Source organism: Bradyrhizobium sp. TM239, from assembly GCF_036247985.1.
Taxonomy (GTDB): Bacteria; Pseudomonadota; Alphaproteobacteria; order Rhizobiales; family Xanthobacteraceae; genus Bradyrhizobium; species Bradyrhizobium ottawaense.
The window spans coordinates 761,709-776,759 of the sequence record NZ_BTIR01000005.1; the positions used below are offsets into that span (position 1 = coordinate 761,709).

Annotated in this window: 8 protein-coding genes; 7 read left to right on the forward strand and 1 reads right to left on the reverse strand. The window is 67.1% G+C overall.

Translation table 11 applies throughout. The features are described 5' to 3' along the window. The 6 genes from AABA84_RS12300 to AABA84_RS12325 all read left to right on the forward strand — a co-directional run bounded on the left by AABA84_RS12300 (nucleotide 1) and on the right by AABA84_RS12325 (nucleotide 8,222). Entirely contained in the window at nucleotides 1-783 is a 783-nt protein-coding gene (locus AABA84_RS12300) for an ABC transporter ATP-binding protein (RefSeq protein WP_212250552.1), read from the forward strand. 42 nt (nucleotides 784-825) lie between these two features. Beyond that, complete coding sequence (locus tag AABA84_RS12305) at nucleotides 826-1,701, forward strand: MlaD family protein (RefSeq protein ID WP_338306560.1); 876 nt, start codon at nucleotides 826-828, stop codon at nucleotides 1,699-1,701. A gap of 518 nt (nucleotides 1,702-2,219) precedes the next feature. After that, a complete protein-coding gene (locus AABA84_RS12310; RefSeq protein ID WP_028143295.1) occupies nucleotides 2,220-2,396 on the forward strand; it encodes a DUF3311 domain-containing protein in 177 nt (58 codons plus the stop codon). Further along, a complete protein-coding gene (mctP, locus tag AABA84_RS12315) occupies nucleotides 2,386-3,876 on the forward strand; it encodes a monocarboxylate uptake permease MctP (protein ID WP_212250550.1) in 1,491 nt (496 codons plus the stop codon). Before AABA84_RS12310 ends, mctP begins: the two co-directional genes overlap by 11 nt. Before the next feature lie 150 nt (nucleotides 3,877-4,026). After that, on the forward strand, nucleotides 4,027-7,572 hold the full coding sequence (locus tag AABA84_RS12320; protein ID WP_338312178.1) for a hybrid sensor histidine kinase/response regulator: 3,546 nt from the start codon (nucleotides 4,027-4,029) through the stop codon (nucleotides 7,570-7,572). Continuing rightward, nucleotides 7,569-8,222 (forward strand): response regulator, encoded by a 654-nt coding sequence (locus AABA84_RS12325; RefSeq protein WP_212250755.1) that lies wholly within the window; start codon nucleotides 7,569-7,571, stop codon nucleotides 8,220-8,222. The genes AABA84_RS12320 and AABA84_RS12325 overlap by 4 nt, the downstream gene beginning before the upstream one ends. A 72-nt stretch (nucleotides 8,223-8,294) precedes the next feature. On the opposite strand, the gene AABA84_RS12330 is transcribed toward AABA84_RS12325, so the two are convergent. After that, nucleotides 8,295-14,135, reverse strand: coding sequence for an apolipoprotein A-IV repeat region-like domain-containing protein (locus tag AABA84_RS12330; RefSeq protein ID WP_338312179.1), 5,841 nt, complete (start codon nucleotides 14,133-14,135; stop codon nucleotides 8,295-8,297). Between the two features lie 397 nt (nucleotides 14,136-14,532). On the opposite strand from AABA84_RS12330, the gene AABA84_RS12335 reads away from it, so the two are divergent. Beyond that, nucleotides 14,533-14,907: an Hpt domain-containing protein gene (locus AABA84_RS12335; protein ID WP_338312180.1), complete on the forward strand. Its 375-nt coding sequence runs from the start codon at nucleotides 14,533-14,535 to the stop codon at nucleotides 14,905-14,907. The last annotated feature ends 144 nt before the right edge of the window (nucleotides 14,908-15,051 follow it).

Genomic DNA, 15,051 nt, shown 5'->3' on the forward strand with positions numbered 1-15,051 from the left:
ATGGTGCAGGAAGCTCAGAACGGTATCCAAAATCCCATCATCCGCGTTCGCGACATCACCGTGCAGTTCGGCGCCACGCGCGTGCTCGACGGCCTCAACCTCGACGTCAAGCGCGGCGAGATCTTGGGCTTTGTCGGTCCTTCCGGCGCGGGCAAGTCGGTGCTGACGCGCACCATCATCGGCCTCGTGCCGAAGGTCGCAGGCTCCATCGAGGTGTTCGGCGTCGACCTCGATTCCTCCAACACGTCGCAGCGCCGCAACGTGGAGCGGCGCTGGGGCGTGTTGTTCCAGCAGGGCGCGCTGTTCTCCTCACTGACCGTGCGGCAGAACATCCAATTTCCGATGCGCGAATATCTGCGCGTCTCGCAGCGGCTGATGGACGAGATCACCATGGCCAAGCTCACCATGGTCGGCCTCAAGCCCGAGGTTGCCGAGCGCTTCCCGTCCGAGCTGTCCGGCGGCATGATCAAGCGCGTGGCGCTGGCGCGCGCGCTGTCGCTCGATCCGGACCTCGTCTTCCTGGACGAGCCGACCTCGGGCCTCGATCCGATCGGCGCCGGCGATTTCGACGAGCTGGTCAGGACGCTCCAGCGCACTTTGGGGCTGACCGTTTTCATGGTAACCCACGACCTCGACAGCCTTTACACAGCGTGTGACCGCATCGCCGTTTTAGGGAACGGTAAGATCATAGCGGCAGGGTCGATCGCCGACATGCAGGCCTCGCAGCATCCCTGGCTGAGGCAATATTTCCATGGCAAGCGCGCCCGCGCGGTCATGGGTTGAGTGGCTGGGTTGAGTAGCTGTGATGAGTAGCCGGAGCACCTGATGGAAACGCGGGCAAACTACGTCTTGATCGGGTCGTTCACGCTGGCGGTGATCGCCGCGGCGATCGGCTTCGTGCTCTGGTTCCAGTCGCTGCACACCACCAAGCAGCGCAGCCCGCTGCGCGTCGTGTTCGAGGGCCCGGCGGCGGGCCTGCGCAACGGCGGCAGCGTCAACTTCAACGGTATCCGGGTGGGCGAGGTGGTCTCGGTGAAGCTCGACAACCCGCGGCGGGTTGTCGCACTCGCCATGATCGAGAACAACGCCCCGATCCGCAAGGACACCCTGGTCGGCCTCGAATTCCAGGGCCTCACCGGCGTCGCCGCCATCTCGCTCAAGGGCGGTGACGAGGCCGCGGCCCCGCCGCCGCTCGACCAGGACGGCATCCCGACTCTGACGGCCGACCCCAACAAGCTGCAGGACGTCACCGAAGCGATCCGCGGCACGCTGCAGAACATCAACAAGATCGTCGCCGACAATCAGGAATCGGTGAAGAACTCGCTGAAGAATTTGGAGACCTTCACCAACTCGCTCGCGCGCAATTCCGAGAAGATCGACGGCGTCATGGCCAAGGTCGATGGCGTCATGCTCAAGGCCGACAACCTCATGCTCGGCCTCAACACGCTCGCCGGCGGCAAGGACGGCGGCGAGCTGTTCCAGGCGGTGAAGTCGATCCGCGAACTCGCCGACGATTTCGACAAGCGCTCCGGCGCGTTGATGAGCGACGGCCGCCGCACCCTCGGCGACATCAGCCGCGCCGTGAACAATTTCGACCGCAACCCCACACGCGTGCTGTTCGGCGCCAGCAACAGCAGCGCCCCACCGCCTCCGCCGCCCGAGCCGCCGAGGCCGGCCGCGCCGGAGCGCAGGCGCCAGTAGGTATCGCCGCTCACGGCCGTGTCCCGGACAAGCTGCAACGCGCGAGCGTTGCGGCGCAGAGCCGGGACCCAGGAGGCAACACGGTACAATGCCGCGACATGGGCTCCGGCTCAGCAGCGCACCGCGAAGGGGCGCTGCGCCGCGTCCGGGGCACGAGAGGGCGTCTAGGCCCGCTCTCAATCCGTCATCCCCGCGCGACGGCGAAGCCGTCGTCGCTGGAGGTGCGAGCCGTGCGACGCAACGCGGCGCGCGGGAAGCCTCGAAGGATGCACGGCCCGGAAGCAGCCGGGCTGTCGCCCTTTGAGGCTGACTCAACGGCGCGGTTGCGCCGCTGAGTGCGCACCTCACTCAGGGTGACGGGTTAGACCTCTCTTCGCAATGACAGGGCCGATACGAAAGTATGGGGGGCTGGCCGAGCCAAGGTAGGGGGAGGGGCTGGCCGTCATTGTCCGCTATATCGCGCTCAAGTCGCGCTCACGAAAAAGCGCGTCGACTTCACTCACAGGGGAGGAGAGCGCGTGGTACGCCTGTTGCTGTTGTTGCCGTTCATCGGCCTGATGATCGTGCCGTTCTACAATATCGGGGAGCCGCATCTGTTCGGCTTTCCCTTCTTCTACTGGTATCAGCTCGCCTGGGTGCCGCTGACCTCACTCCTCACCTACATCGTTTACAGGAGCGCGCGCCGTGCTGACTAATGTCGATAGCGCGGCATTCGCCGTATTCCTCGCTCTGTTCGTCCTCGTCACCGGCATGGGCTTCGTCGCCTCGCGATGGCGCAAGCCGGAGACGCTCGCCCATCTCGACGAGTGGGGCCTCGGCGGCCGCAAGTTCGGGACCTGGATCACCTGGTTCCTGGTCGGCGGCGACTTCTACACCGCCTACACCGTGATCGCCGTTCCCGCGCTGGTCTACGCGGTCGGCGCCTACGGCTTCTTCGCGCTTCCCTACACCATCATCGTCTATCCCTTCGTGTTCGCGGTGATGCCGGTGTTGTGGAAGGTCGCCAAGGAGCGCGGCTACGTCACCGCCGGCGACGTGGTGCGCGGCGCCTACGGATCGCGCGGGCTCGAGCTTGCCGTTGCCGCCACCGGCGTGCTGGCGACGATGCCCTACATCGCGCTCCAGCTCATCGGCATGGAGGTCGCGATCAAGGCGCTGGGCCTGCACGGCGAGGTGCCGCTCGTTCTCGCCTTCCTGGTGCTGGCGCTCTACACCTATTCGTCGGGCCTGCGCGCACCGGCGCTGATCGCCTTCGTCAAGGATATCATGATCTACATCGTGGTCATCGCCGCGATCGCGATCGTGCCGTCCAAGCTCGGCGGCTACGGTGCGATCTTCACCGCGGCGGATGCGGCCTTTGCCAAGAAGGGTTCGGGCGGCATCCTGCTGTCGCCGGCGCAGATCGTGCCCTATGCCTCGCTGGCGCTGGGCTCGGCGCTCGCCGCCTTCATGTACCCGCACACGCTGACCGGCATCTTCGCCTCGTCCGGCGGCAACACCATCCGCAAGAATGCGATGCTGTTGCCGGCCTACACGCTGCTGCTCGGCCTGCTCGCGCTGCTGGGCTACATGGGCCATGCTGCGGGCCTCAAGCTCGCCAGCAACAACGACGTCGTGCCCGAGCTGTTCAAGATGCTGTTCCCGAGCTGGTTCGCGGGCTTTGCCTTCGCCGCGATTGCGATCGGCGCACTGGTGCCGGCCGCAGTCATGAGCATTGGCGCGGCCAATCTGTTCACCCGCAACTTCTGGAAAGTGTGGGTCGATCCGAAGGTGACGCCGGCAGGTGAGGCGAAGGTCGCCAAGATCACCTCCATGCTGGTGAAGGTCGGCGCGCTGCTCGCCATCCTCCTGATGCCGACGCAGTTCGCGCTCGACCTGCAGCTGCTCGGAGGCCTCTGGATCCTGCAGACGCTGCCGGCGCTGGTGTTCGGTCTCTATCTGAACTGGTTCTCGAGCACGGCGCTGCTGGCCGGCTGGGCCGTCGGCCTTGCAGGCGGATCCTGGCTCGCCTGGTCGGACGGCTTGAAGCCGCTGCACAGCATCGACTTCGGCGCCGGCAAGGTCGCGATCTACACCGGTCTGCTGGCGCTCGCGCTCAACATCGTGGTGGCCGTCGCGGTCAATTTGGTGCTCAAGCGCACGCCGCAGGAGCGGCTCTCCCGCGAGGCGGCCTGAGGTGGCCTGCGAGCGGCGGCCGGCGATCCTCCGGCCGCCGCTCTCGTTCGGAATCAATAGTCTTTCATGCGATTGAAAACGTTTTAGTATCCGCCCTTGCTCCGACCCCGCTCGTCGCGGGCGGATCGGACGGTCTCGGGTGAGGATGTCTTGCAGGCGTGGTTCGTTCTTGCGGTCGCAGCCGGCTATGTGACCACGCTGTTCCTGGTGGCCTGGTGGGGCGACCGGCGGAGCGCCGGTGGGCCGCTGGTCTCGCCAAACTCCTGGACGGCCGCGATCAGCTATTGTCTGACGCTTGCGGTCTATAACACCTCGTGGAGCTTTTACGGATCGGTCGGGCGTGCCGCCACCAGCGGGCTGGACTTCGCCACGATCTATATCGGCCCGACGCTGGTGCTGCTGTTCGGCCAGAGGCTCCTGTCCAAGGTGATCGCGATCGCCAAGGCGCAGAACGTCACCTCGATCTCGGACTTCATCGCCGCGCGTTACGGCAAGAGCCAGGTGCTCGCGGCCTTCGTGACCCTCGCATCGCTGCTTGGCGTGCTTCCCTATATCGCGCTCCAGCTCAAGGCCGTCGGCAAGAGCTTCGACTATCTGATCCTCCAGCCTGAGCGCGCAGGCGGCGAGGCCTTGCGGTTCTGGCAGGATTCGGCGTTCGGCGTGGCGGCGTCGATGGCGTTGTTTGCGATCGTGTTCGGCGTCCGGCACGTCCATGCCAGCGAGCATCATCGCGGCCTGATGCTCGCGATCGCCTTCGAGAGCGTCGTCAAGCTGCTCGCCTTCCTGATCGTCGCGCTGTTCGTGCTGTTCGGACTATCGGGCGGGCCGGCCGCACTGCTATCGCAATTTCAATCCGAGCCGCAACTGGCGGGGATTTTGAGCTTCGATCCGACGCAGCCGGTGTGGCCAGCGACGATCATCATCTCCGCCATCGCCTTTCTGTGCCTGCCGCAGGCGTTCCATGTCGCCGTCGTCGAGAACGAGAGCCCGAGCCACACGCGCACCGCAGCGTGGCTTTATCCAGCCTATCTTGCGCTGTTCAGCCTGCTGATCCTGCCGATCGCTGCGACCGGGCTGACCCGGTTCGGCGCAATGATGGACCCCGACACCTACGTCATCTCGCTGCCGATCGCGGCGGATGCGAGCACCGTCAGCCTGATCGCCTTCCTCGGCGGTCTGTCGGCCGCAACCGGCATGGTGATCATGACGTCCGTCGCGCTCAGCACCATGCTCTGCAACGACGTCATCATGCCGCTGCTGCTGCGCTCGCGCGTCTTCGGCCTGCGCGCGCAGAGCCGGCCGATGACCTCGGTTCTGGTCGCGGCGCGCCGGTTCTCGATCCTCGGTATCCTGCTGCTCGCCTTTCTGATGCATCGTCTGGTCAACCAATCCTATCCGCTCACCGTGATCGGTCTGCTGTCGTTCGTCGCGGTCGCGCAATTCGGCCCGGCATTCGTCGGAGGGCTGTTCTGGCCGCGGGCCAACAAGGCCGGCGCCTCGCTCGGGATCGCGGCGGGTTTCTGCATCTGGGCCTATACGCTGCTGCTGCCCTCGGCCGCGCCGCTCTGGCCTGGGATCGCGGAGATCGTTCGCAACGGCCCCTGGCAACTCGGCTGGCTCAAGCCGAACGCGCTGTTCGGTCTCGAAGGTATCGATCCGATCTCGCACGCCACGCTCTGGAGTCTCGGTGCCAATCTCGTCTGCTTCCTGGTGTTTTCGGCACTCGGACGGCAATCGACCGTCGAGCGCAACCAGGCTGCCGCGTTCGCCGACGGTGTCGTTCGCGAAACGATCCCAAAGCTGTCCTCGCGCGTGCTGGTCCGTCTCGACGATCTCCGGGCGCTGGCGCTGCGTTTTGTCGGCGCCGAGCGCGGTGCGGCATCCTTTGACAGCTATCTTGCCGCTCGTGTCTCCGGCACCGGGCCGCGCCTTGATCCGTCGGGGCTGGTTGATCTCGACTCGATCCGGTTCACCGAAAACCTGCTTGCCGGCGCGATCGGTGCGGCATCGGCGCGGGTGGTGATCGCGGCGTCGCTCGAAGGGCACTCGCTGTCGCGGCGGGAGGCGATGGCGATGCTCGACGAAGCCTCGGAGGCGCTGCGTTTCAACCGCAGCCTCTTGCAGAGCACGCTCGAGAGCGTGCCGCAGGGCATTTGCGCGTTCGACGCCGATTTCAACATCACGGCCTGGAACGGCCGTTTCATCGCGCTCTTGGACCTGCCGCCGGATTTCGTGCGCGTGGGGCTTCCGCTGGCGGAGCTGATCGCCTTCAACGTCGAGCGCGGCGAATATGCCGCCTCCGAATTCGCAGCGCTCCTGGTCAATCGTGATGTCGCCAGGCAGATCTGGCCCTATCTCTACGAGCGCAAGCGTCCGGACGGCACGGTGCTCGAAATCGTCTATGACCGCACCGCCGAGGGCGGCTATGTCTCGACCTATACCGACGTGACCGAGCGCCACCGGGCCGCTGAAGCCCTGCGACGCGCCAATGAGGGGCTCGAGCTGCGCGTCCGCGAGCGGACCGAGGCGCTCGAACAGGCCAAGGCAGAGGCCGAGCAGGCCAATCTCGGCAAGACCCGTTTCCTGGCCGCGGCCAGCCACGATCTGCTGCAGCCGCTGAACGCGGCCCGTCTGTTCCTGTCCGCGCTCGACGAGAGCCTGAGTGTTTCGTTGCGCACGGCTGACGCCGACAAGGAGCGCGCCCTGGCGAGCAGCGCGGTCACGGCGCTGCGCTCCACCGAGCATGTGCTCGACAGGCTGCTCGACATCTCCTCCTACGATGCCGGTGCCGTTCGCGCCGAGGTCTTCGACTTCCCGATCGCCGATCTCTTCGTGCAGTTGAACGTCGAGTTCTCGGCGATGGCACGTGAACGCGGGCTCGTCCTTCGCGTCGTCGATTGCGGCCTCGCCGTGCGCAGTGATCCGCATCTGTTGCGCCGGATCTTGCAAAACCTGCTGTCCAATGCGCTTCGCTACACGCCGAGGGGGCGCATCCTGCTCGGCTGCCGCAGGCGCGGCGGCGCGCTGCGCATCGAGATCTGGGATACCGGCGTCGGGATCGCGGCGGAGGACCAGAAGCGCATCTTCGAGGAGTTCCAGCGCCTCGCGCCCGGATCGGAGAAGGGATTGGGGCTGGGGCTTGCCATTGTCGATCGCGTGTCGCGGCTGCTGGGCCATGCGGTCGATGTCCGTTCGCGTCCGGGGCATGGTTCCTGCTTTGCCGTCACGGTGCCGCTTGCGCGCGGAGCGGGCACGCCGCTTCAACGCAGTCCGGCAATTGCCGCGCCGGTGGCGGCGGAGCGGCCTCTGACGATCCTGTGCCTGGACAATGACGCGGCCATCCTCGACGGCCTTTCGGCGCTGCTCGGCGGCTGGGGACATCGCGTGCTGGTCGCAGCAGACGCCGCCGGGGCGATGGAAGCGGCCGCGACCGTCCCGCCCGACGTCGTGCTGCTCGATTATCATCTCGATGGCGGCCGCAGCGGTTTGGACTTTCTCGACGATCTCAGGCAGAAGGCGGGTCGCGAGGTGCGCGCCCTGGTCGTCACCGGTGATCGCGGAGAGGCGGTCCGCCAGGAGGCGAGGGCGCGCGGCTGCGAGATCCTGTCGAAGCCGGTCAAGCCGGCGGCGTTGCGGCGCTTTCTCGGCGGCGAAGCCTTGAGCCGGCAGCTCGGGACGAAACCGGAGACCCTCTGACGATGCGCATCCTGATCGGCGACGACCACCCGCTGGTGCAGGCTGCACTCCGTAGTGCGCTGTCGACCGTGCTGCCAGATCTCGACATCGTCGCCTGCCAGTCCCTGGACGAGGCGATCGGCGTCCTGACGGCACAGTCGGGCGAGATCGACCTGATCCTCTGGGACCTGACCATGCCAGGCATCCAGGGATTTGCCGCACTGTTCATCCTGTCGGCGCAATTCCCGACGGTGCCGGTGGCGATCATCTCGGCCCGGCAGGATGCGGCCACGATCCGCCGCGCCATCGCCTATGGCGCATCCGGCTACATCCCGAAATCGCTCGGCCTGCCCGAGATGGCCGAGGCGATCACCAGGATCCTCGCCGGCGAAATCTGGATGCCGCCCAATGTCGGCGGCCGCGGCTCGATCCAGAGCGACGACATCGAGCTCGCCGCGCGCATGGCCTCGCTGTCGGCGCAGCAGCTGCGCATTCTCGCGATGATCGTGGAGGGCAAGCTCAACAAGCAGATCGCGGGCGAGCTCGACATCGCCGAGCAGACCGTGAAGGGCCACGTCTCGACCATCCTGCGCAAGCTCGGCGTCGGCTCGCGCACCCAGGCCGCCGTCCTCGCCGAGCGGCTGTCATTCGGCCAGCCCAACGCGACCTGAGCTCTTCCCGCAAAACAAAACGGAGGCCGCGAGGCCTCCGTTTTTCGTCGTGCGATTGGCGAGCCTTGTCGCTTACCCCAGCCGTCCCGCCGCGTGCGCGAGCAGCGTGTACACCAGCCCCGTCTCCGAAGTCAGGTGGCTGCGCAGCTCCTGCGGGCCGCGGCCGTCGCGGGCGACTTCGTCGAGCAGGCGTTCGAACTCGGCGACATAGCGGTCCACCGTGCCCTTGAAGTTGCGGTCGGCGCGGTACTTGCGGGCGACCTCGTCGAAGGCCTTCTGGCCGGCGGGCGTGTAGAGGCGCTTGGTGAAGGCCTTGTTCTCGCCGCGCTGGTAGCGGTCCCACATCTCGGCGGCGAGGTTGCGGTCCATCAGCCGGCCGATGTCGAGCGACAGCGATTCCAGCGGATTGCCGCCGCCTTGCGGCGCCTGCGGCTGCGGCGCGGGTGCGGCGCGGCCACGCGGAGCCTCACGGCCGGTCGGGGCGCCCTGGTTGGCGTCGGTGCGGTTGAGGAGATCCGAAAGCCAGCCGTCACGTCCCTGGTCGTTACCGGCAGGCGCGACCGGCGGTGCTTCGGTGCGGCGCGCGGCCGGCATGCCGAGGTCCGGCGGCGGCAGCGTGGAAGCGCTGCCGGTGTCGCGCATGCGGGTTTCGGCGCTACGTCCGCCCGCAGCTGCCATGATCGGCTCTTCCTGGCGCTGGACGGCGACGGACGCGCGGCCCGTCGTGGTGACGTCGAGGCCGCGGCCATGCTGGGCCACGATGCGGTTGAGCTCGGCGAGGGCCTCGATCTGGTCGACGATCACCTTGCGCATCTGCGCAGTGCTCTCGGCGGCCTCCTGCGGCATCTCGAGCACGCCGCGGCGCAGCTCGTTGCGGGTGGCCTCGAGCTCGTTGTGCATCTCGAAGGCCATCTGCTTCATGCTGGAGACGAGGTTGGTGAACTTCTCGGTCGACTGCTTGAACATCGTATCCGCCTCGTCCGTGGTCTGGCGATAGATGTCGTGCATGGCCTCGATGGTCTGCCGGTGCTCCTCCTCGGATGCGACGCGCACCGCCTCGAACTGGCGGGTGATCGCCGCGGAGCCTGCGCCGGCGGTCTCGGCGACGACGCGGGCGATGTCGCGGGCGCGCTCTTCGGCAGCCGCCAGCGATTCATCGAGCAGGCCGGTGAAGCGCGACAGGCGCTGGTCGAGATCGGCCGTCCGCAGGTCGATCGTGGTGACGAGCGATTCCAGCGCCTGCTTGCGCTCGGCGAGCGAGGCGGTGGTGTTCTTGTTGCTCTGCTCGACGACCTGCGCGGCGTCGACAAGGGCCTTGCCGTGCGCGTCGAACTGGGTCGACAGCTCGCCGAGATCCTGCAGCGCCTTCGTGGTCTTGCTGTTGAAGACGTTGAGCTGCTCTTCCAGGTTCTGCGTCGCCGCGCCGTTGCGCGAGGTGACGTCGTTCATCGCCGAGACGAAGTCGGCAACGCGCGTCACCAGAGCCCGCTCGAGCGAGTTGAGATTGTCGTGCGCACCGGTCAGCACCTCCTGAAGCAGGATGTTGCCTTCGCGCAGACGCTCGAACAGCGCCACCGTGTCGGTTCGCAGGATCTTGCTGGTCTCCTGCATCTCGGTGACGGCCGCGATCGAGACCTGGCGAGACTGGTCGATTGCGGAACGCGAGGCCTGCTCGAGGTCCTTGAGCGACTTGCCGACCGCGCTGGTGGCGATCTCGCTCGCCGCGTTGATGGTGCGGGCGACTTCCGAGCCGTTGCCCATCATGGTCTGCGAGAAGGCCTGGCCGCGCGTCTCGATCGACTTCAGCGCGTCCGAGGTGACGCGGTCGATGTCGAGCGTGAGCTGGCTGGTCTTGGAGCCGATCGCGTCCACGAGCGAGCCGCGCTTGGCGTCGATCATGTTCGAGAGGCGGTCGGCCTGCTGCTGCACGTAGGTGACGATCTCGTCGGTCTTGCCGGTCATGGCCTGGCCGAAGCTGGAGCTGGCGGCGAGCACCGAACGCTCGACGTCGGACGAGCTCGACTTGACCCGCGAGCTCGCCTCATTGGAGGCTGATATCAGCGCGTTCTGGGCGTTGAGCGCGCTGGTCTGGATGTCGTTGGTCGCGTTCGCGGTGGCCGCGCTCAGCGTCCGCTCGATCTCGGTCGAGATCGTGCGGATCTGGCTCGCGGCGTCCGCCGAGGTCGAGGTCAGCGAGGTCTGGGCCTCACGCGCGCTGTTGAGGATGGTCGAGGCGGTGTCGGCGCCGACCGCGGTCAGCGTGCGCTCGATATCCGTGGTCAGCGACTTGATCTGGCTGGCCGCGTCGGTCGAGGCGGAGATCAGCGAGCCCTGGGCCTCGCGCACGCCGCTGGTGAGCGCCTCGATGGTGGCGCCGCCGGCGGTCGCCAACGCGCGCTGCATCTCGGCCGCGAGCGAACGGACCTGGCTGGTCTGCTCGGCCGAGACTGAGAGCAGGGTGCTCTGGGCGTCGCGGGCGCTGGTGGTGATCGTCTCGGCGGTCGACTGGCCGACCTGCGAGAGCGAACGGTGCACTTCGGCCGCCAGCGACTTGACCTGGCTCGCCGCCTCGGAGGACGCCGTGACCAGCATGTTCTGCGCCTCGCGAGCGCCGGCGGTGATGGTCTCGGCGGTCGAGGTGCCGGCCATCGAGAGCGAGCGCTGCACGTCGGCGGTGAGCGACTTGACCTGGGCCGCCGCATCCGAGGACCCGGCAACCAGGGTGTTCTGCGCCTCGCGCGCGCCGCTGGTGAGGATCTCGGCGGTCGAGGTGCCGGCCATCGTGAGCGAGCGCTGTACGTCGGAGGACAGCGCCTTGATCTGGTTGGCGGTCTCGCTCGAGGCCGCGATCAACGCGCTCTGCGCATCGCGGGCGCCGGCGGTGATCGATTCCGCCGTGGTGGAGCCGGCCAGCGACAGCGAACGCTGCACGTCGGCGGTGAGCGTCTTGACGTGGTTGGCCGCGTCCGAGGACGCCGTGACGAGGGTGGTCTGCACCTCGCGGGCGCCGGCCAGGATCGAGGCTGCGGTGGCGGAGCCTGCCGCCGACAGCGTACGCTCGACGTCGGCCGCGAGCCCCTTGATCTGGTTGGAGGCTTCGCCCGAGGCTGCGACCAGCGTCGACTGCGCCTCGCGGGCGCTGCTCAGGATCGAGTTCGCCGAACCGGTGCCGACCGCGGTCAGCGCGCGCTCGACCTCGGCTGAGGTCATCTTGAGCTGGGCGTTGACGTCGGAGGAGACCGTCATCAGCGACTGCTGGGCGGTGCGGGCGCCGGTCTGGATCGTCTCGCTGGTGTTGACGACAAGGTTGGTGAGCGAGCGCTCGGCGTCCTCGACATGCGAACGGATCGCGGTCGAGATCATCTCGGCGCGGGACATCATGTCCTCGCTGGCCTGGCGGCCGCTGCTTTCGATGCGGCCGGCGACGGCCTCGACGCGCGAGCCGAGCAGGTCCTCGAACTGCGCCACGCGCACGTCGATGTCGCTGGCGACCGAGCCGACCCGGGTCTCGATGACCTGATGGATCTCCTGGAAGCGCGCCGTGACCGTGTCGGTCAGGTGCGTGCTGCGGCCGTCGATGATCTCGGTGACGCCGGTGATGCGGCGGTCGACCGCCTCGATCGCCTGGGCGGTACCGTCCGTCAGGGTGGAGGTCAGGAGGGTCAGGCGCGTGTCGATCGACTGCACGGCCTGCGAGGCGCCGTTGGTGACCGCGGTGGTCAGGTAGGTGAGGCGGGAGTCGATCGACTCGAGCGCCTGCGTCGCGCCGCCGGTGAGCGTCGTGGTGAGATGGGTCAGCCGCGTATCGATCGACTGGATGGTCTGCGAGGCGCCATCGGTCAGCGAGCTCGTGAGGTGGTTGAGGCGCGCATCGATGGTTTCGATGGCCTGAGATGCGCCGCCGGTCAGCGACGTCGTGAGGTGGGTGAGGCGGGAGTCGATCGACTGGATCGCCTGCGCGGCGCCGTCCGTCAGCGAGGTCGCGAGCGTGTTGATGCGCCCGTCGATGGTCTCGGTCATGGACTTCGCGCGGCTGTCGAACGACTGTTCGAGCGCGGCGACGCGGCCGACGAGCTGCTCGTCGAAGGTCTTGATGTGGCCATCGATCGTGCCGTCGAGGCTGGCGATCTTGCCGTTCAGCGAGGCGTCGAGGTGGCCGACGCGTTCGCCGATCGTGGTCTCGAACTGCACCAGGCGCTGGTCGAGCACGGCCGTGATCTCGCCGCCATTCGCGGTGAAGCGGGTGTCGAAATTGTCGACATAGGTCTTCAGCGAGTCATGGATGTCCTGCGTGCGCTGGCCCATGCGCTCGACGATCTCGCCGCCGAAGGTCTTCACGGTGCGATCGAACTCGGAGATGTGGCGCGTGATCAGCGCGCCCAGCGTGCCGGAGTCGCGGGCGAACTTCTCGACCAGCTCGGTGCCCTGGTTCCGGACCAGCTCGTCGAACGCGCTCATCTGCAGCGACAGCGAGTCGTGCGCAGTCTCGGTCTGGCTGACGACCTTGGCGACGAGGGTGTTGACGGTGGCGTCCAGCGCCTCGCTCGCCTTGTCGCCGCTCGTCAGGATATGGCCGGCGAGGCGGTTGCCGGCGTCGTCGATCTTGGCGGACAGGTCGTTGGAGCGCAGCTCGAGCTCGAGCAGCAGCGAGTCCGAGGAATTCTTCAAGCTGTCGTGCACCTGCTCGGTGCGCTCGGAGATGCCGTCGACGATCGCGGCGGAGCGCTGCTCGAACTCGCCGGTGATGCGGTCGATGCGCTCGTTCAGCATCTCGTGGACGCGGTCGGCGAGGTCGACGAACTCGTCGTGGACGTGGCCGGTCTTGAAGTTGAGGCTGGTGGTCAGCCGCTCGCTGGCATCGAGCACGGCGCGCGTGGTCTCGTTGCTGGCTTCCTCGAGACGGTCGAGCAGGTCGCCGCCGCGCTCGCCGAGCGCCAGGATCATGTTGTCGCCGGCGTTGCTCAGCGCGCTGGTGATGTGGGCGCCGCGCTCTTCCAGCGCGCCGGTGATGGACTTGGCGACCTCGTCGACGCGCGAGGCGATGGCATCCGAGATCAGCGCGATGTCGTGGCGCAAATCGATCTGCACGCCGGAGATGGCGCTGCGGACCTGCTCGGCCTGGCCGACCAGATTGTCGCGCTGATGGGCGATGTCCTGGAGCAGGGCGCGGATGCGCACTTCGTTGTCGGAATAGGCGCGTTCGAGCGCGGCGACCTCGTTGGCGACCAGTGTCTCGAGCTCGCCGGCGCGCGCGATGGCGCGCTCGATGCCGTCGCCCATCGCCGCGACCTCGCGGCGGATGGCCTGGCCGACGGTGACCATGGAATCGGAGGCCGAGCCCTCGGGCTCGGAGAAGCGGATCGCGACCTGCGCCATCGCCTGCGCGATCATGCGCATTTCCTGGCCGCGCCAGACGAGGCTGGCAAGGAAGTAGAACAGCATGATCGGCGCGAAGAACATCGCGATCAGGCCGGCGATCACGAGCACGCCGCCGCTCTGGCCCATGGCGGCCTGGATCGAGGGCAGGAAGCCGACGGTCAGCGCGGCGCAGGCGGCGAGCCAGACGCCGGCGAAGATGGTGGCGAAGGTGTAGACGCTGCGGGCAGGGCGGCCCTTCTGAAGCGCCTGGAGCAGCTGGCCGATGGTCTCGCGGTCGTCATTGGCGGCGCGGCGGGACGCGCGCGGCTCCTCGACCGGATCGAACACGGTCGACCGTTCGTTGGCGGCGGGGCGCGGCTCGAAGCTCGGCTCGTCGAAGATCGGGGGCGGCGGCGCCACCGAAGGCGCGGTTTCGTTGCGCATCGCGGCGTTGCGGCTGGTGTCGGCAGCCGTGTCGCTGATGTTCAGGGCTTCCTGGATCGCAGAAAGCGCAACTTCTGTGGGGTCTTTGACCTTTTTCGGAGTGTTCGCCATGTTCAGTCCGAGCCCTCGTTACTTGTACGCGTCCCCCCGCGAGCCCTGCGCGCTACGCAAGCCCACAGACCGGATCATGCCGCTTGCGCGGATCTCCGAGCCATCCCCACCCGGATGGCTTGTCCGCCAATTTCCGCAACATCCTATTGGCAGAGCGTCGCGAATGAAATGCCCGCGATTAAGACAATCTTAATCATCGTTAACAGGATCGGGCCGTAACGCCTTAGCAATAAATGCAATTCTCCACCGGACTCGGCCGATTGCGGCAACTTTTCGTCAATAACCGGGCGGATTTGCGTTTAGCAGCCCCAACATTTCGTTAACCATTTCCATGCTTGGGTGAGGCGAACTCACCGCCAAACCGGCGGAACCGTCGCGCGATGCCGGGGCCTGCGCCATGACGCCTGAACTGCAACGGATGGACTGGATGCCCTCGCCCCCGCTTGCACCCATCGACAGCCCGCTCGACCTCGACCATCTCTCCCGGATGACGCTCGGCGATGCGGATCTGGAACAGGAAGTGCTGGCCATGTTTGCCGAGCAGGCGGTCCGCCTGATCGCGGCGATGGCGGCGCTGCCGGCCGAGGCCGGTGCATTGGCCCACAAGCTCAAGGGCTCGGCCCGCGGGGTCGGCGCCTTTGCGGTGGCTGATGCCGCGGCAAGCCTGGAGACCGCGATCCAGACCGGGCATAACCAGCGCCACGCCCTCGCCGCGCTGAAGGAGGCGGTGACCGAGGCCCGCACTGCCATCGAGGCGATGCTGAAGCCTTGAGGCCACGCGGCCGAGCCGGATTCTAGTCGCTTGTTTTGACGCATTTTCTTGCCGCAAAGCGGGATTCACTTCGCAGCAAAACCCTATGGCGCCGGGCTGATCGACCCGTTATAGGACAGCCCGGACCCTCCTTCATTCCCAGCA